A 15,954-nucleotide genomic window follows, 5' to 3' on the forward strand; every position below is an offset into this window, starting at 1 on the left:
GGGCAGCGCCCGTCCGGCCCCCGTCAAACCGGAGGTTTGCCTCCGGCAAAACGGGCGAGCGCTTCGCTTCCTGCCCCGCCGGGCCGGGCGCAGCCGTTAGCTGCAGATGATTACTCCGGCGTCTTGAAATGCTTCGACAGTTTCAGCCCCTGGCCCTGATAGTTGGAGGCAATGCCCGCACCATAGAGCTGCTCCGGCACCTCGGCCATCTTCTCATAGACCAGGCGGCCAACCACTTGGCCGTGCTCCAGCACAAACGGCGCCTCGTGGCAGCGCACTTCCAGTACCCCGCGGGAGCCGGTGCCGCCGGCGGCGTCATGGCCGAACCCGGGGTCGAAGAAACCGGCGTAATGCACCCGGAATTCACCGACCATCGCCAGATAGGGGGCCATCTCCGCCGCATAGGCGGGCGGGATATGCACCGCCTCGCGGCTGACCAGGATGTAAAACGCACCGGGGTCCAGGATGATGCGGCCGTCCCTGGTGCGCACCTCTTCCCAGTATTCCTGCGGATCGTATTCGCCGATCCGGTCCAGGTCGATCACGCCGGTGTGCGGCTTGGCGCGGTAGCCGACCAGATCGGTGCCGGGCAGCTTCAGATCGACGGAGAAGCCAAGGCCGTCCTCGATCACAGCCTCGCCATCCACCAGCGGCGAGCCGGCGTGAAGCATCTTCAGTTCCGCATCTGACAGCACCGCCTGGCCGGTGCGGAACCGGATCTGGTTGAGTCGCATGCCGGGGCGCACCAGCACCGAAAAGGAGCGGGGGCAGATTTCTGCGTAAAGCGGGCCGGTGTAGCCGGGCTTGATGCGGTCAAACTCCTCGCCGCCGTCGGTGATGGTGCGGGTCAGGAGGTCCAGCCGCCCGGTGGAGCTTTTGGCGTTGGCGACGGCAGAGACATCATCCGGCAGCGCCAGCCCTTCCATCAGCGGCACCACGTAGACGCAGCCCTTTTCCAGCACCGCGCCGTTGCTCAGGTCGATCCGGTGCATCTCAAACTCGGTCAGCCGGTCGGAAACGCTGCGGCCCTGGCCGGCCAGAAACGACGCCCGCACCCGGTAGGCCACATTGCCGAGGCGCAAGTCGAGGCTGGCGGGCTGCACCTGGCCCTCCACCAGCGGTGTGCTGACGGTGATCTCCCCGCGTTCCAGCATCATTTCAATGGTTTGGCTGGGCAAAACGCCTGTCATTCTCTGTCCCCTCCGCGCGCCGGCTTTGCGGCGATGCTGTCCCATCCGGGCGCCATGCGCAATCGGCAAAGCTGGTTCCGGATGTGAAAACGCCCGGGTGCGTGAACACCCGGGCGTTTTCAAATGGTCGGGCTAGCAGGACTCGAACCTGCGACCTTCCGTCCCCCAGACGGACGCGCTACCAGGCTGCGCCATAGCCCGTTGCAAAGCCTTCTAACCGTTTTCGCAGCAGGGGCAAGAGGGGGCAGCAAGATTTTTTGCAGCCCCGCGAAGAAATTCAGCAGCCAGAAGCAGTTGCCGGGGCAGACACAGACGGCATCCGTTTCCCGGCGCGGGAAACGGCTCGGAAATCATGTGATTTCCGGGCCGGAATTCGCGCCGAATTCCGGCTTCAGGGCCTGTTCTGAACAAAAGCGCGCAGTTCTTCGGCGCAGGCGGCAATGCCCGCCAAAGACTTCGGCGGCAGGCTGCGGGTTTCGGCCAAAAGCGTCAGGATGCCGGGCTGCACCGGGGCAGGGACGGCGGCTTCTTCGTCTGCCGCAGGCTGCTGTTCGGACATGTCCGCCGGTTCAGGTTCCGTTAGTGCCTCTGTCTGCTGTTCCGCACTCTCTGCCAGCGCAGGCTCCGTCTCTGCATCGGTCAGGGCATCTGCCTGCATATCCGGCTCTGCTTCCGCGAACACATCCGGCTGGGCATCTTGTCCGGCTCCCGCAAGAACCTCCGCTTCGCCGTCGTCCTGCGCGTCGTCCCCGCCGCCGTTGAAGCCGGTCGCGAATTCCAGCGCGTCCACCTGACGGGCAGCTTCGTCCAGATCATGCGGTGGGAAGGTTGCGGCGGGATCAGAGGGCTGATCTTCCTCCGGCTCTGGCGCTGCTTGCACGGATTCATCTGCGGAAACGGCGAAGTCCAGCGGCTCCTCGGGCTGCAGTCCTGCAGCTGCAACCAGCGTGTCTTCTGCGGGCTCGGGCTCTGCCTGAGGCTCCGGCTCCGCCACGGGTTCAACTGCGGGGGCAGCTTCCTCTGTGAACTCAACCGCAGCGGAAGCGGCTTCCGGTTCGGGGTTCTGAACGGCGTCCTGCATTTCTTCTGCTGCAGACAGTCCGGCGGCTGCGGGCACTCCGGCGGCAGTGCTGTCCTGCGCGAAGTTTTGCGGTTCCGCGGCCAGGTCCTCAGCGGGGGCTGATTCCGCCTCGTCCAGGTGCTCCTGACCGCTCAGCGGCGCGATATCCTCCAGCGGAGCAGGTGCCGTATCGGGGGCTGGGTTCGCTGCCACTTCCTGGCCAGTTTCCTGCGCGTCCTCTTGCAGCTGTTGCGCAGCCGCAGGTGGTGTCTCGGCCGCGGCAGGATCCTCCGCGGAAAGGGTTTCCGCCTCTTCCTCCGGTTCGGGCAGATGTTCCTGTCCGGTCAGGGGGGCGATCTCTTCCAGCGGTGAGGGCTGAGATTCGGGGGTGGTCCCTGCGGCAGCCTCTGGCGCGGTTTCCAAAGTTGCTTCCGCGGCTTCCGGCGCGGCCGCAAGCGCTTCCTCCGCAGGAGCGGGTGCGTCTGCAAAGGTTTCCTGCAGCTCCTCTGCGCCGTCAGCCGTTTCAGGCGCGGGTTCAGGGTCCGCGGCGGCCTCCGTCAGCTCCGGGGCCGGCGAATTCTCTTCAATGGCGGTCGGCTCTGCGGCGGCCTGATCCGCAAAAAGATCCTGCGGTGCCTGGCCGGCGGGCTCGGCCGGCTGTTCCGGGGCGGAATCACCCTCATGCAGTGCGGCTGCCGCAGCGGTTTCCTGTGTCTGAACCTGAGATGCAGATGCCTCATCGGGCATCACAGCGTCCGCTGCACCGGACAGCGGTTCCAGGGCTGCTTCAGACGCTGGCTGCGATGGCTCAGGCTGATCCTCAAATGGTGCGGAAGTTGCAGGCGCGGGCGTTTCGGGTGCCTCCGGGGCGCCGTCCTGAGTGTCCAAACCTGTTGCTGCGGTTGCAGGCGGTTCTGCCTCTGCGCCGGATGGTTCCCCTGCAGGGGCCGCTGGCGTCCCGCCGGAGGGGGCAGTGCTGCCTCCCGCTGCGGGTGGAGCCAGATCCATCTGCATTTGCGGCGCAGCGGCAGCTTCGGGCCGCGGGGAAGCGGGGGCTGGCTCCGGGGATGCGGAGGCCGGAGGGGCAGCGTCTGCACCGGAGGCTTGCGGGAAACCAACCACATTGCTGTCTTCGGGGGGGGCTTCGGACGCGGCCTCGGCGCTTTGCTCCAGCGACTGATCCCAGTCATCGCCCAGCTTGTCCGCGGGCGGCGGCGCCTCAACAACAGGCTCTTCCTCGCCGTCCAGCGGATGCGACAGGCTGGCGACATGGGCCACGCCCTGCTCGCGCAGCAGTGCCTGCACTTCCTTGATCGACAACCCGTCGACGTGCAGCAGTTTCCTGATCCCGCCCAGCAGCTGCATATCCGCAGGCCGGTAATAGCGCCGCCCGCCGGCGCGCTTTACAGGTTTGACCTGGGTGAACTTACTCTCCCAGAAGCGCAGAACATGCGCCTGCACGTCCAGCCAATCCGCAACTTCGCTGATGGTGCGGAAGGCGTCCGGTGATTTCGACATGGCTTAATTGGTCCCGTTACTTACGGTTGCCGTCTGCCACGCGGTCTTTCATCAGGTGGGAGGGCCGGAAGGTCAGCACGCGGCGCGGCTGGATCGGCACTTCTTCGCCCGTCTTCGGGTTGCGCCCGACCCGGGCCGACTTGTCCCTTACGCTGAAGGTGCCGAACGAGGAAATCTTAACCTGTTCACCGCGCACCAGGGCATCCGACATATGCTGCAGCATGCTTTCTACCAGCTGTGCGCTTTCGTTGCGCGACAGGCCGACTTCCCGGAAAACAGCTTCACTCAAATCCATTCTTGTCAGTGTTTTTTCGCCCATACCAATCCCCGTTGTTTGCCAAAGCATAGGGCGGAGGGAATTTCCCTGTCAATATCAATGAATTGCACCGGGGTATTCGGGCGGAAATTAGAGCTGCGCGGTTACCAGCGCAGCACAACTGCTCCCCAGGCCAGGCCGCCGCCGATGGCCTCAGTCACGATCAGATCGCCTTCCTTGATCTGGCCGCGTTCCTTGCCGACCGACAGGGCCAGCGGGATGGAGGCGGCGGAGGTATTGCCGTGATCCTGCACGGTAACCACCACGTTGTCCATGCTGAGGCCCATTTTCTTGGCTGTGCCCTGGATGATGCGGATGTTGGCCTGATGCGGCACGATCCAGTCGACATCGCCCGCAGACAGGCCTGCACGGTCCAGCGCGGTGTTGGCGGTGGAGGCGAGTTTTTCGACCGCGTGGCGGAACACCTGGTTGCCCTGCATCCGCAGATGGCCGGTGGACTGGGTCGACACCCCGCCATCCACGTACAGAAGGTCCTTGTAGCGGCCGTCGGAGTTGAGGTCGGTCGCCAGGATGCCGCGGTCCGCATTGGTGCCGGGCTGTTCCTGCGCTTCCAGCAGCAGCGCCCCGGCACCGTCGCCGAACAGCACACAGGTGCCGCGGTCGGTCCAGTCCATGATCCGGCTGAAGGTCTCTGCGCCGATCACCATCACGCGGTTTGCCTGGCCGGAGGCAATCAGCGCGCTGGCATTGCTGAGCGCATAGACAAAACCGGCGCAGACCGCCTGCACGTCAAAGGCAAAGCCCTTGGTCATGCCCAGCTTGGATTGCACCATGGTGGCGGCGGAAGGGAAGGTGAGGTCGGGGGTGGAGGTGGCCACAACAATGGCATCCACATCATCCGCGGTCAGCCCCGCGTCCGCCAAAGCGCGTTCAGCTGCCTTGGCGGCCATATCCGATGTGGTCTCTCCCTCAGCGGCAAAATGGCGGCGTTCGATGCCGGAGCGGCTGCGGATCCATTCGTCCGTTGTGTCCAGCGTGGCTTCGAATTCCGCGTTTTCAACCACCCGTTCGGGGAGATAGTGTCCTGTGCCAACAACTACCGCGCGTCGCGTCATCCGTCTGCCTGCCTATTTTCAGTCTTTTTCGGTGGCCGCCCGCATCTCGCGGGGGGCAGTATTATCTTGGGTATGCAGGCCGGCAGATGCAACCCGCGCGGCCAGCTTTTCGGCGAATCCGTGCTGTGCCAGCCGGAACGCCAGCTTGACTGCAGCGGAGACGCCCATGGCATCGGCGCCGCCATGGGATTTCACCACCGTGCCGTTGAGGCCCAGGAACACGCCGCCGTTGACGCGGCGCGGGTCCATCCGCTTGGACAGCCGTTTCAGCGAGGTCATCGCCAGAACCGCGGCAATCTTGGACAGGAACGAGTACCCGAACGCCTCGCGCAATGCGGTGCGCATCAGGCTGGCGGTGCCTTCGCCGGTCTTGATTGCCACATTGCCGGTGAAACCATCGGTCACGATCACATCGGCAATATCGCCGGGAATGTCGCTGCCCTCGACAAAGCCGACAAACTCGTAATTCGCCTGCCCGGCTTGGTCTGAGATAAGCCCGTAGGCCTCCTTCAGCTCGGCGCGGCCCTTGTGTTCTTCGGTGCCGACATTCAGCAAGCCCACGCGGGGGCGGATGATGTCCATCGAGTTGCGCACGTAAGACGTGCCCATCAGGGCAAATTGCAGCAGATCCTCTGCATCCGCCTTCACGTCGGCGCCGACATCCAGCATCACGTTGAAGCCTTGCGGGTTCAGCGAGGGCCAGAGGATCGCAATGGCGGGCCGGTTGACGCCCGGCAGCTTGCGCAGGCGCAGCATCGACAGCGCCATCAGCGCGCCGGTGTTGCCGCAGGAGACAGCGCCCGAGGCCTCGCCGTTCTTGACCGCATCCAGGGCCGACCACATCGAGGTGCCCTTGCCGTTGCGCATCACCTGGGAGGGTTTATCCTCCATGGTGACCACATCGCGGACGTCACGGATCTCGACGCGGCCTTTCAAGGCGCGCTTCTTGGCAACCAGCGGTGTCAGCTGATCCGCGGGCCCGTGCAGGATAAACCCGATATCCGGGTTCTTTTCTGCAGACATGGCAATGCCGGCCACCACAACTGCGGGGCCGGCGTCTCCGCCCATGGCGTCAACAGAAATAGTGATGCGGCCGGCTTTTGCCTGATTTTGATCGGGTTTACCCGTCATGCGAAAGCCTGCCTGGCATCAGGATCCTGTCCGTGGCTTACGCCGCGTCCTCGTCGATCTCGATCTCGTCAGCCGCTGCGACGATTTCCTTGTCGTCGTAATGGCCGCAGGAGGGGCATACGTGGTGCGGGCGCTTCAGCTCGCCGCAGTTGCCGCATTCGTTCGGGTTCGCAGCAACCAGTGCATCGTGCGCGCGGCGGTTGTTGCGGCGCGATTTGGATACTTTGTTCTGTTGGACGGCCATGTCTCAACCTTTGTCTGTTTGGGCCTTGGGGCCATCCCCGCGGCGCGATTGCATTCTGTTCGATCAGTCTGACGTGCGTTTAGGCGTCTGCCCAAGCATTGTCCAACCAAAAATTCCGATGAGCGCGCGAAAATACTGCGAATCTCCGCTGGCGCAAGCTGTTTTTTACGGCAGGCAGAAGGGCGGCGCCAGAGGCGATTTTCTGCGCTGCAAAAATTCTGCCCTCAGTCCTCATCTTTCAGCTGGCCGCGCAGCGCGGCAAGACCGGCGAAGGGCTTGGTGTCCTCGTCCCGCATCGGCTGCACGCCATCCTCGGCATAAACGGCTTCGCCGAGTTCTGCGCCGTCCTTGCGCGGATAGGCGGGGATATGCAGTGCCAGCGCCTCTGCCATCACGGCAGCCGGGTCGATGTGTGTGCCCAACGGTTCGATGCTGTCATCTTCGGGCATTTCGACCTCGGCACCTTCCGGGGTCTCAACGCGGGCCAGGTAGGTGATCTCCACCTGTTCCTCGATCCGGGTGGTGACCGGCTCCAGCGTCACCACGCAATCCTGCACCACGGTGGCGCCCAGGCGGCCGGATAGTTTCCAGTCCTTCTTGCCCATCGCCTTGATTTCACCGGTGAAGCGCAGTTTGCGCACTGCGTTCACCCCCATTTCCGCCGCAAGCGCGGTCAGGGTTTCCTTGTCCGGGATGATTTCAAAGGCAGTCGGGGTGTTCTGAGGCAGGTCCGCGACCCGCAAAGCGGTGCTGTCAGACATATTCGGGGACTTTCGTTTCTTGAACCGGAGGCGGTCATTAGGTAATCGGGTTAAAAGACGTATTCAAGCCGCCGGTCATGGCGGCAGGCTGGGGGGCAGTCATGGTTGCAAAGGCATTTCACTTCAAGGCCGTTTTGCGCGGCGCAGTATTTGCGGCGGCAGGGCTGGCACTGGCGGCCTGCACGTCCGTCTACCGCAAGCACGGCTATGTGCCGTCGCCGCATCAGCTGGCCGAAGTGGTGCCGGGCATCGACACACGGGATTCGGTGGCGGAAACCATCGGCATCCCGTCCTCGACCGGCGTGCTGAACGACAGCGGCTACTATTATGTCGCCACCCGGTTCCGCCACTACGGGGCCAAGGCCCCCGAGCCGGTGGCACGCGATCTGGTGGCGATCAGTTTCGACACTTCGGGCGTGGTGCAGGCAATCGAGCGTTACAGCCTGGAGGATGGTAAGGTGGTGCCGCTGGAGCGCCGGGTGACCAGCTCCGGGGTGCAGGACAACACCTTCCTGCGCCAGCTCTTGGGTAACCTGGGCAACTTTGGCCCCGGCCAGCTGCTGAACAACGAATAAGCCGGCTTCACTGCTCTGTCACAGCGCATATGTTATGGGCTGAGCCGGAAAGCTGGAGGCCGCCGTGGCGGAACCTGAGATATTGCTGAGCAAGGGGCGCTACCGTGCCCGGCTTGCTGCGGGTGCCGATGATGTGGCGGCGGCGCAGGCGCTGCGGACGCTGTGTTTCCGGACCGCCGCCGCCGACAGCGACCCCTTTGACAGCCGGTGCACCCATGTTCTGGTGGAGGAAAAGGCCAGCGGCGCGCTGGTCTGCTGTTTCCGGCTGCTGCTGCTGAAGAGCGGCGCGGTGCTGGCGCAAAGCTATTCGGCGCAATTCTATGATCTGTCTGCGCTCCAGAACTTTGCGGGGCGGATGGCGGAGCTGGGCCGCTTTTGCACGCACCCGGAATGGCAGGATCCCGACATCCTGCGTATCGCCTGGGGGGCATTGACGGGCCTTGTAGACGGGCAGGGGGTGCAGATGCTGTTTGGCTGCTCCTCCTTTGCGGGCACCTCGGCCGAGCCCTACAAGGATGCCTTTGAACTGCTGCGGCAGCGGTATCTGGCGCCTGCGCAGTGGCACCCGGCTGAAAGGGCGCCTGAGGTGGTGCGTTTTTCCGCGGAGCCGCCGCGGACGGCAGATGCGAAGAAGGCACTGCAGGTGATGCCGCCCTTGCTGCGGGCCTATCTGGCGATGGGCGGCTGGGTCAGCGGTCATGCGGTGGTGGACCGGCAGATGAACACGCTGCATGTGTTCACCGGCCTTGAGATCGGCACCATTCCTGACGCCCGCAAGCGGCTGCTGCGGGCAGTGGCCGGGTGATTATGAGTATTTCAGGAAAGATGAACGGGGAGCGTTGACGGGATTTGGCCGCCGGGGTAGCTGGCTGGCATGGCACGTATTCCTCTTTTGCAGATGTCCGGCATTTCCCTCACCTTCGGGGGTGATCCGGTTTTTTCGAACCTCGATCTGGTGGTGCAGCCCGGCGACCGGGTGGCGCTAGTGGGCCGCAACGGCTCGGGAAAATCCACGCTGATGAAGGTGATGGCGGGGATTGTTGAAGCCGATCAGGGCGACATCGTGGTGCCGCCGGGCAAATCAGTCGGCTACATGGAGCAGGACCCGAAGATGGAGGGGTTTGCTACCTTAGGCGATTTTGCCGCCAGCGAACTGGACCCCGGCGAAATGTACAAGGTGGAACGCGCGGGCGAGGGGCTGAAGTTTGATCCCGCAAGGCCGGTGGAAACCGCCTCCGGCGGCGAGCGGCGGCGCGCGGCCCTGGCCAAGCTGATGGCCGAGGCGCCGGACCTGATGCTGCTGGACGAGCCCACCAACCATCTGGACATTGAGGCAATCACCTGGCTGGAGAATGAGTTGAAGGCGACCCGCGCGGCGTTTGTGCTGATCTCCCACGACCGGGCGTTTCTGCGGGCGCTGACCCGCGCCACCCTGTGGGTGGACCGCGGTGAGGTGCGCCGTCAGGAGAAGGGGTTTGAGCATTTCGAGGCCTGGCGCGACAAGGTCTGGGAAGACGAGGACATGCAGCGCCACAAGCTGAACCGGCTGATCAAGTCGGAAAGCCGCTGGGCGGTGGAAGGCATCTCGGCCCGGCGCAAGCGCAATATGGGGCGCGTCAGGGCGCTGCAGGACCTGAAGGCGGAGCGCGCAGGCCAGATCAAGCGTCAGGGCGCCGCCGAGATGGCGCTGGAGGCGGGCCCCAAGTCGGGCCGCAAGGTGATCGAGGCCGAGGGGCTGAGCAAGGCGTTTGGCGGCAAGGAGATCGTCAGGGATTTCTCACTGAAAGTGCAGCGCGGCGACCGGGTGGCCTTTGTCGGCCCCAATGGCGCGGGGAAAACTACGCTTTTGAAGATGCTGCTGGGGATGGAAGACCCGGATGCGGGTTCTGTGAAGCTGGGCACCAATCTGGAGATCGCCCTGTTCGACCAGACCCGTGACCAGCTGGACGGCGATTCGACCCTTTGGGAGAACCTGACGGCCGATCCGCTGCTCGGCATATCCGGCAAGGCCGATCAAGTGATGGTGCGCGGCCAGCCCAAGCATGTGGTGGGCTACCTGAAGGAGTTCCTGTTCGACGAGCGCCAGGCGCGGGCGCCAGTGCGCTCGCTGTCGGGCGGCGAGAAGGCGCGGCTGTTGCTGGCGCGGCTGATGGCGCGGTCCTCGAACCTGCTGGTCTTGGACGAACCGACCAACGATCTGGATGTGGAGACGCTGGACCTGCTGCAGGAGCTGTTGGACAACTACGACGGCACTGTGCTGCTGGTGAGCCACGACCGGGATTTCCTGGACCGGGTGGCAACCACCACCATTGCGATGGAAGGCAATGGGCGGGCCACGGCCTATGCCGGCGGCTGGAGCGATTACATCGCGCAGCGCGGGCCGCTGGAGGTTTCTGAGAAAGCGGAGAAGGTGAAGCCTGCAAAGGCGAAGCCCAAGCAGGAGAGCCAGCCCAAGGACGGGCTCAGCTTCAAGGAGAAGCACCGGCTGGAGGCGCTGCCTGCGGAGATCGAACGGCTGGAAGCGGAGATCGGCAAGCTGCAGGAGCTGATGAGCGATCCCGAGCTGTTCACCCGCGAACCGGTCAAGTTCAAGAAGGCCACCGAGGCGCTGGTGGAGCGGCAGGAAAAGCTGGCTGCAGTCGAAGAGGAATGGCTGGAGCTGGAGGAGAAGGCTGGGGCCTGAGGCCGGTTCCCCAGTTAGGTCAGTACGCCTGACCAAATGTTTCGCGCGCGAAACATTTGGTCAAGGATGCTGCCGTAAAACTTTGTAATTCATCAGGAAATGTAAATTGGGTGCTAAGCGGGCGGACGCCGCCCTTACCGTTTGGCCACCGGGGCAGCGGGATTGCCGGTGACGGTCTCTCCTGCGGCGACATCCTTGGTGACCACCGCGCCTGCTCCCACAATCGCGCCATCGCCGATGGTGACCCCGGGCAGGATGATGGCGCCGCCGCCGATCCAGACATCTGCACCAAGGGTGACGGGACAGGCAATCTCCAGCCCCTGGGCCCGCAACGCCCTGTTTTTGTGGTGCTGGGCGCAGTAGATCTGCACGTTCGGCCCCAGCATGGTGCCGTCGCCAATGCTGACGGGAGCGGTGTCCAGAATGGTGCAGCCTGCGTTCATGTAGACGTTGTTGCCTAGCCGGATGTTGAGGCCGTAGGCGCAGTGAAACGGCGCCTCGATCAGGCAGTTTTCACCGTGGGCGGCAAAGAGTTTGGCGAGCGGCGGGCTGAGATTCTCAGCCGGATCAGGCAGTGCGCTGTTGTGCTGATGCACCGCAACCCGGGCCTGGTGGCGCAACGCGGAGAGTTCGCTGTCCAGGCAACAGTACCATTCCCCTGCCTGCATTTTCTGCCGTTCGGATTTGTTCATCGGCGCCTCCTGACCCGGAGTGAAGGGCGGGCGGCATCGATTGTCAATTGCGGGTGTGCTCCCGCGCCCGCAGGCGCCCTGGCTTTGCCAAGGCGCCCTTGTGCGGCCTTGGGCCGGGCACCGCTGGTGCGGTGCCCGGCGCGGGCAGAAGCTCAGGCGGTTTGGGTCATCTCATTGAGGGTGAAGGCGGCCACCGCGCCCTCAGTCGCGGTCATATAGGCGGCCAGATGCGGTGCGTTCATGTGCTGCTGCCACAGCTCCCGCGATTCCCAGGTTTCGTAGAACACGAAAAACCCGGGCGTCTGGTTGTCCTGGTGCAGGTCATAGCGGATGCAGCCGTCCTCAGCGCGGGTGATGGGCACCAGCTTTTCGAGTTCAGCTTTGACCAGGGCTTCTTTACCGGGCTGGGCGGTAATCTGGGCGAGAATTGTCAGGGCCATTTGGGCCTCCTGTTCTTGAGGGATGTGACGGGACGGGATATGGCTGCACGGTGTATTCTGCGCAAGAACGCACATTTTGTGAGGGTAGGTACAAAATGGATACTGAAGATCAGGGCGAAAGCCGGGCCGCACGGTTCGAGACTTACGATTGCAGCGGCGGCTGCCCGGTTGAGGCGGCGCTGGAGCAGATCTCCGGCAAGTGGAAGGGGCTGATCGTCTATCACCTGCTGCCCGGCACCTTGCGGTTCAATGCCCTGGCGCGGGCGCTGGGGGATGTGACGCAGCGCAGCCTGACCAAGCAGCTGCGGGAGCTGGAGGCGGATGGCATCGTGCACCGCAAGGTCTATGCCGAGGTGCCGCCGCGGGTGGAATACAGCCTGACCGGCAAGGGACAGGCGCTGCGCCCGGTGATCGAGGCGCTGGCGGCCTGGGGTGCCGGGCCGGGGAGCTAAGGCAGCGGCTTGGCAAGAAACTCCCGCGGCCGTAGGTGCCCTGGCTGCGCCAAGGCGCCTTTGTGCGGTCGTGGGCCGTTCGTTGCTGCGCAACGCTGAGGGTTTTGCTGAGAAGCGCTTCAGGGGCAGGTTTGCCCTGAAGGCGCGGTATCGAGTGTGTTTGCCGCTGCTTGCGCATCAAGGATGAACCGTGCTGCGCACGGCGGCTGCGCCGTCCTTGACCCGGAATCAGCAGCAGAGGTCAGCGCATGCGCAGGGCGCCGTCTATGCGGATAACCTCGCCGTTGAGATAGCCCATCTCGACGATGAAGCCGGCGAGACGGCCGTATTCGCGCGGGTCGCCCAGGCGGGCGGGGTTGGGAACATCTGCAGCCAGCTGCTGCTGCACCTCTTCCGGCAGGCCGGCCAGCATCGGGGTCATGAAGATGCCGGGCGCGATGGTCATCACCCGGATGCCGGAGGACGCGAGATCGCGGGCCATTGGCAGGCACATGCCGGCAACCCCGCCCTTGGAGGCGGCATAGGCGGCCTGGCCCTTTTGCCCGTCAAAGGCGGCGATGGAGGCGGTGTTGATGATTACGCCGCGGGCGTTGTCCGCGTCGGGGGTGTTCTTGGCGATCTCGACAGCGGCCAGGCGGGCGACGTTGAAGGTGCCGACCAGGTTGATGTCGATGGTGCGCTTGTAGGCATCCAGCGGGTGCGCGCCCTCCTTGCTCACGGTCTTGGCGCCGATGGCGATGCCCGCGCAGTTCACGCAAGCGGTGATCTTGCCCATCTTCTCTGCCGCGTGGGCGATGGCAGCGGAGACCGACTCCTCGCTGGTCACGTCGGTCTGGGCAAAGTGGCCGCCGATTTCCTCTGCCACCTGAGTGCCGCGTTCGGCGTCGCGGTCGAGGATGGTGACCTGAGCGCCTTGTTCGGCGAAATAGCGCGCGGTGGCCTCACCCAGGCCGGACGCGCCGCCGGTAACCACGGCTGCGGTGTCTGCAAGTTTCATGAGCGGGGCTCCTCCCGATTATCTGAACATGTGTTCATATAATGGAGACGCTGGGTGCCTGTCCAGCGGGACGGGACGTCGCGGACTTACGAGAAACCTGTCAGGCCATTTGCTGCCAGTCGAGCAAGGCCAGCGGGCGCAGGAGGCGGCCCAGCGGCGGCCAGAGACCCCAGGTGCCGCCCAGACGGTGCAGATGGGCGCCGGTGCCGAGCTTAAAGCGGGCAAGGCCTGGGGCGTCCTCGATGTTGATGAGGCCGAGGTCGAGCCGGCAGATGCCCTTGGCGGCGAGCCAATTGGCGGCCTCCCACAATAGGAGGGGATGGGCGCTGAGCTGTTTGCCGCGGGCGGTGGTGTGGGCGATGTGGTAGGTGGCGGTGCTGCCGTGGGTCAGGATCAGGATGGCGGCAACCGCTTCCTTGCCCTCAAACGCCTGGAACAGCTTGGCCTGGCCCTTGTTTTCGCGGGCATAGGCGAGGGTGAGGCCAATGGGCCAGCTGCGGTAGCCGCGCTGTGTTTGCTGTGCCGCGTCGGCCCGGAACAGCCAGTGGCGCACGTCATGCGGCAGGTTCTGGCGGGTGAGGCGGAGGTTTTGCACTTCTCCGTGCTTCAACCGGTTGCGCCATTTCTGATGCAGGGCGGCGCGGCGCTGCTCTGCATCGCCTGTCAGGTCCCAGAGCGCGGCATGGGCTGGCGTAGCCAGCGGCACGGCGCCGAGGCGGGCAAGATGCGGCGCCGGGGATTCGGGTGACAGGATCAGCGGGGTGCGGGCGAAGCCGCCAGCGCGCAGGGTGGCCAGCAGGGGGGCGGGATCCGTCAGATCCGCCCGGTTCACCATTGCCAGCTTCAGCCCGCCGGGGAAGCGGCGGCGCAGCACCAAAGCACCCTTCAGCATCCGGGGCTCCTGTCCGCAGGCCATCAGCGCGCGGGCGAACTCCGGCGATTGCTGGAGCGCGCGGGGTTGGGGGCGGGCGGTAGCTGCTGCGGGCAGATCGGGATCGGGGGCGCTGTCGAACATGGGGTTATTAACGCGCTGGAAACCTAAATCATGGTTAATTTCAGGCATGAAGAAAGCAAAACAGATCATGGGGCAGGCGGCAGCCGCCCCGCGGATGACCAAGGCGGCGGCGCTGCTGATTGCGATCACCCTGTCTGTGCCGGTGTTTCTGGTGCTGACGCTGGTGGAAGCGCTGCTGCTTTGAGAGGGGATATATTGCCGAGAGGCGCATAAGGTCAGGTCTACCCTTAAGCGCCTTTACGAGTGTATCCCGGCCATCCCCGCCTCAAGGGTGAACCGTGCTGCGCACGGCCGCATGCGCGGCCCTTGACCCGGGGCTGGCTTGAGGGAGGCGTTGCGAGGATGTGCTGGTGCGTCGCCAAGCGGCGCCCGGCCCAACCTTGAGGACCCGTCTTTGACGGGGCTGGAACGGGCGGGAGCATCTGCGGGCAAGAAAAAAGGGAGCGCAAGGGCTCCCTTTTCCTTCTCATATCCAGATGGATCAGCCGCCCAGCTTGACCAGCGCGTGGCGTTTCTTGCCGGCGCTCAGCTTGATTGGCGAGGACAGCGCGCCTGCGTCGATCATCAGGCCTGCGTCGGTCAGCGGCTGGTCGTCGATCCGGGCGCCATTCTCGGAGATCAGCCGCTTGGCGTCCTTGCCGGATTTGGCGAGACCGGATTTCACGATCAGCTGCACGATCGAGATGCCGTCGCCCAGGTCCGCAGGGGACAGCGAGAGTGTGGGCAGGTCGTCGCCGACACCGCCCTTCTCAAACACTTCTCGCGCGGTGGCTTCTGCCGCCGCAGCAGCTTCGGCGCCGTGCAGGAGGGTGGTCACCTCATTGGCGAGGATCACCTTGCCCTCGTTGATCTCGGAGCCTTGCAGGGAGCCGATGCGCTCGCATTCCTCCACCGGCAGCTCCGTGTAGAGCTTCAGGAACCGGCCCACGTCGGCGTCGGTGGTGTTGCGCCAGAACTGCCAGAACTCATAAGGGCTGCGCATGTCGGCGTTGAGCCAGATCGCGCCTTCGGCGGTCTTGCCCATCTTCTTACCGTCGGAGGTGGTCAGCAGCGGCGAGGTGAGGCCATAGACCTCATGTTCGATGGTGCGGCGCGTCAGGTCGATGCCGTTGACGATATTACCCCACTGATCCGAGCCGCCCATTTGCAGGATGCAGCCGTAGCGGTTGTTCAGCTCCATGAAGTCATAGGCTTGCAGGATCATGTAGTTGAATTCGAGGAAGCTGAGCGACTGCTCGCGGTCGAGGCGGGATTTCACGCTCTCGAACGACAGCATCCGGTTCACCGAGAAATGGCGGCCGATGTCGCGCAGGAATTCCAGGTAGTTCAGCCCGTCCAGCCATTCGGCGTTGTTCAGCATCAGCGCCTTGTTCGGGGCGTCGGTTTCATAGTCGATGTAGGCGGAGAACACCTTTTTGATGCCGGCGATATTGTCGTCGATCTGTGCTTCGGTCAGCAGCGGGCGCTCATCGGCGCGGAAGGACGGGTCGCCCACCTTGGTTGTACCGCCGCCCATCAGGGTGATCGGCTGGTGGCCGGTCTTCTGGAACCAGCGCAGCATCATGATCTGAATGAGCGAGCCGACGTGCAGCGATTTCGCTGTGGCGTCAAAGCCGATATAGGCCGGGCGCACACCTTGCAGCAGGGCGTCGTCCAGGCCCTGATAATCGGTGCAGTCCGCGAGGAACCCGCGTTCCATCATGACTGCGACGAAATCCGATTTCGGTGTGTAGGTCATAACATGCCTCGGTCTATGGTTTTGCACCATGCCCTATAAATCGCATTGGCGCCGGTTGGAACCTGT

Annotated in this window: 17 protein-coding genes and 1 tRNA gene; 5 read left to right on the forward strand and 13 right to left on the reverse strand. The window is 64.3% G+C overall.

Annotation, left to right across the window (positions count from 1 at the left end):
* Positions 1-110 precede the first annotated feature (110 nt).
* From RA25_RS05790 to RA25_RS05825, 8 genes are all read right to left on the reverse strand, one after another.
* On the reverse strand, positions 111-1,190 hold the full coding sequence (locus RA25_RS05790; protein WP_039170660.1) for a 2'-deoxycytidine 5'-triphosphate deaminase: 1,080 nt from the start codon (positions 1,188-1,190) through the stop codon (positions 111-113).
* Between the two features lie 124 nt (positions 1,191-1,314).
* Positions 1,315-1,391 (reverse strand) — tRNA-Pro (locus tag RA25_RS05795).
* A gap of 190 nt (positions 1,392-1,581) precedes the next feature.
* Positions 1,582-3,768, reverse strand: coding sequence for a MerR family transcriptional regulator (locus RA25_RS23205; RefSeq protein ID WP_241477369.1), 2,187 nt, complete (start codon positions 3,766-3,768; stop codon positions 1,582-1,584).
* Between the two features lie 16 nt (positions 3,769-3,784).
* Positions 3,785-4,087, reverse strand: a complete 303-nt coding sequence (ihfA, locus tag RA25_RS05805; RefSeq protein ID WP_008207184.1) for an integration host factor subunit alpha — start codon at positions 4,085-4,087, stop codon at positions 3,785-3,787.
* A 101-nt stretch (positions 4,088-4,188) separates the two neighbouring features.
* Positions 4,189-5,160 (reverse strand): beta-ketoacyl-ACP synthase III, encoded by a 972-nt coding sequence (locus RA25_RS05810; protein WP_039170661.1) that lies wholly within the window; start codon positions 5,158-5,160, stop codon positions 4,189-4,191.
* A gap of 18 nt (positions 5,161-5,178) precedes the next feature.
* Positions 5,179-6,291: a phosphate acyltransferase PlsX gene (gene plsX / locus RA25_RS05815; RefSeq protein WP_039170662.1), complete on the reverse strand. Its 1,113-nt coding sequence runs from the start codon at positions 6,289-6,291 to the stop codon at positions 5,179-5,181.
* A gap of 37 nt (positions 6,292-6,328) precedes the next feature.
* Positions 6,329-6,535: a 50S ribosomal protein L32 gene (gene rpmF / locus RA25_RS05820; RefSeq protein ID WP_008558107.1), complete on the reverse strand. Its 207-nt coding sequence runs from the start codon at positions 6,533-6,535 to the stop codon at positions 6,329-6,331.
* 224 nt (positions 6,536-6,759) lie between these two features.
* A complete protein-coding gene (locus RA25_RS05825) occupies positions 6,760-7,296 on the reverse strand; it encodes a YceD family protein (RefSeq protein WP_039170663.1) in 537 nt (178 codons plus the stop codon).
* Between the two features lie 101 nt (positions 7,297-7,397).
* Between RA25_RS05825 and RA25_RS05830 the strand changes: the two genes are divergently transcribed.
* From RA25_RS05830 to RA25_RS05840, 3 genes are all read left to right on the forward strand, one after another.
* Positions 7,398-7,871, forward strand: a complete 474-nt coding sequence (locus RA25_RS05830; protein WP_029204843.1) for an outer membrane protein assembly factor BamE — start codon at positions 7,398-7,400, stop codon at positions 7,869-7,871.
* 64 nt (positions 7,872-7,935) lie between these two features.
* Positions 7,936-8,676 carry a GNAT family N-acetyltransferase gene (locus RA25_RS05835; protein ID WP_052254172.1) on the forward strand — a complete coding sequence of 247 codons (741 nt, stop codon included), beginning with the start codon at positions 7,936-7,938 and terminating at the stop codon, positions 8,674-8,676.
* Positions 8,677-8,745: 69 nt separating this feature from the next.
* Complete coding sequence (locus RA25_RS05840) at positions 8,746-10,554, forward strand: ABC-F family ATP-binding cassette domain-containing protein (protein ID WP_082023042.1); 1,809 nt, start codon at positions 8,746-8,748, stop codon at positions 10,552-10,554.
* 134 nt (positions 10,555-10,688) lie between these two features.
* Here the strand turns inward: RA25_RS05840 and RA25_RS05845 are convergent, their stop codons facing one another.
* Together RA25_RS05845 and RA25_RS05850 are read right to left on the reverse strand one after the other, a co-directional pair.
* Positions 10,689-11,246, reverse strand: a complete 558-nt coding sequence (locus RA25_RS05845; protein ID WP_039170666.1) for a sugar O-acetyltransferase — start codon at positions 11,244-11,246, stop codon at positions 10,689-10,691.
* A 152-nt stretch (positions 11,247-11,398) separates the two neighbouring features.
* Positions 11,399-11,686 carry a putative quinol monooxygenase gene (locus tag RA25_RS05850; RefSeq protein WP_039145605.1) on the reverse strand — a complete coding sequence of 96 codons (288 nt, stop codon included), beginning with the start codon at positions 11,684-11,686 and terminating at the stop codon, positions 11,399-11,401.
* A gap of 95 nt (positions 11,687-11,781) precedes the next feature.
* On the opposite strand from RA25_RS05850, the gene RA25_RS05855 reads away from it, so the two are divergent.
* Positions 11,782-12,138, forward strand: coding sequence for a winged helix-turn-helix transcriptional regulator (locus tag RA25_RS05855; RefSeq protein ID WP_039170668.1), 357 nt, complete (start codon positions 11,782-11,784; stop codon positions 12,136-12,138).
* A 241-nt stretch (positions 12,139-12,379) separates the two neighbouring features.
* On the opposite strand, the gene RA25_RS05860 is transcribed toward RA25_RS05855, so the two are convergent.
* On the reverse strand, positions 12,380-13,135 hold the full coding sequence (locus RA25_RS05860) for an SDR family NAD(P)-dependent oxidoreductase (RefSeq protein WP_039170669.1): 756 nt from the start codon (positions 13,133-13,135) through the stop codon (positions 12,380-12,382).
* A gap of 100 nt (positions 13,136-13,235) precedes the next feature.
* Positions 13,236-14,150 carry a GNAT family N-acetyltransferase gene (locus tag RA25_RS05865; RefSeq protein WP_052254173.1) on the reverse strand — a complete coding sequence of 305 codons (915 nt, stop codon included), beginning with the start codon at positions 14,148-14,150 and terminating at the stop codon, positions 13,236-13,238.
* A 46-nt stretch (positions 14,151-14,196) separates the two neighbouring features.
* Between RA25_RS05865 and RA25_RS22965 the strand changes: the two genes are divergently transcribed.
* Positions 14,197-14,334 carry a hypothetical protein gene (locus RA25_RS22965; RefSeq protein WP_193747963.1) on the forward strand — a complete coding sequence of 46 codons (138 nt, stop codon included), beginning with the start codon at positions 14,197-14,199 and terminating at the stop codon, positions 14,332-14,334.
* Between the two features lie 297 nt (positions 14,335-14,631).
* On the opposite strand, the gene tyrS is transcribed toward RA25_RS22965, so the two are convergent.
* Positions 14,632-15,888, reverse strand: a complete 1,257-nt coding sequence (gene tyrS, locus RA25_RS05870; RefSeq protein WP_039170671.1) for a tyrosine--tRNA ligase — start codon at positions 15,886-15,888, stop codon at positions 14,632-14,634.
* Between the last annotated feature and the right edge of the window lie 66 nt (positions 15,889-15,954).

The sequence above is a fragment of the Leisingera sp. ANG-S5 genome, from assembly GCF_000813925.1.
In the GTDB taxonomy this organism is placed as follows: domain Bacteria; phylum Pseudomonadota; class Alphaproteobacteria; order Rhodobacterales; family Rhodobacteraceae; genus Leisingera.

Excerpts from the sequence above, each read along its gene's own strand:
- RA25_RS05790 (WP_039170660.1), bottom strand. The coding sequence starts at position 1,190 with ATGACAGGCGTTTTGCCCAGCCAAACCATTGAAATGATGCTGGAACGC.
- RA25_RS23205 (WP_241477369.1), bottom strand. The coding sequence starts at position 3,768 with ATGTCGAAATCACCGGACGCCTTCCGCACCATCAGCGAAGTTGCGGAT.
- ihfA (WP_008207184.1), bottom strand. The coding sequence starts at position 4,087 with ATGGGCGAAAAAACACTGACAAGAATGGATTTGAGTGAAGCTGTTTTC.
- RA25_RS05810 (WP_039170661.1), bottom strand. The coding sequence starts at position 5,160 with ATGACGCGACGCGCGGTAGTTGTTGGCACAGGACACTATCTCCCCGAA.
- plsX (WP_039170662.1), bottom strand. The coding sequence starts at position 6,291 with ATGACGGGTAAACCCGATCAAAATCAGGCAAAAGCCGGCCGCATCACT.
- rpmF (WP_008558107.1), bottom strand. The coding sequence starts at position 6,535 with ATGGCCGTCCAACAGAACAAAGTATCCAAATCGCGCCGCAACAACCGC.
- RA25_RS05825 (WP_039170663.1), bottom strand. The coding sequence starts at position 7,296 with ATGTCTGACAGCACCGCTTTGCGGGTCGCGGACCTGCCTCAGAACACC.
- RA25_RS05830 (WP_029204843.1), top strand. The coding sequence starts at position 7,398 with ATGGTTGCAAAGGCATTTCACTTCAAGGCCGTTTTGCGCGGCGCAGTA.
- RA25_RS05840 (WP_082023042.1), top strand. The coding sequence starts at position 8,746 with ATGGCACGTATTCCTCTTTTGCAGATGTCCGGCATTTCCCTCACCTTC.
- RA25_RS05845 (WP_039170666.1), bottom strand. The coding sequence starts at position 11,246 with ATGAACAAATCCGAACGGCAGAAAATGCAGGCAGGGGAATGGTACTGT.
- RA25_RS05850 (WP_039145605.1), bottom strand. The coding sequence starts at position 11,686 with ATGGCCCTGACAATTCTCGCCCAGATTACCGCCCAGCCCGGTAAAGAA.
- RA25_RS05855 (WP_039170668.1), top strand. The coding sequence starts at position 11,782 with ATGGATACTGAAGATCAGGGCGAAAGCCGGGCCGCACGGTTCGAGACT.
- RA25_RS05860 (WP_039170669.1), bottom strand. The coding sequence starts at position 13,135 with ATGAAACTTGCAGACACCGCAGCCGTGGTTACCGGCGGCGCGTCCGGC.
- RA25_RS05865 (WP_052254173.1), bottom strand. The coding sequence starts at position 14,150 with ATGTTCGACAGCGCCCCCGATCCCGATCTGCCCGCAGCAGCTACCGCC.
- RA25_RS22965 (WP_193747963.1), top strand. The coding sequence starts at position 14,197 with ATGAAGAAAGCAAAACAGATCATGGGGCAGGCGGCAGCCGCCCCGCGG.
- tyrS (WP_039170671.1), bottom strand. The coding sequence starts at position 15,888 with ATGACCTACACACCGAAATCGGATTTCGTCGCAGTCATGATGGAACGC.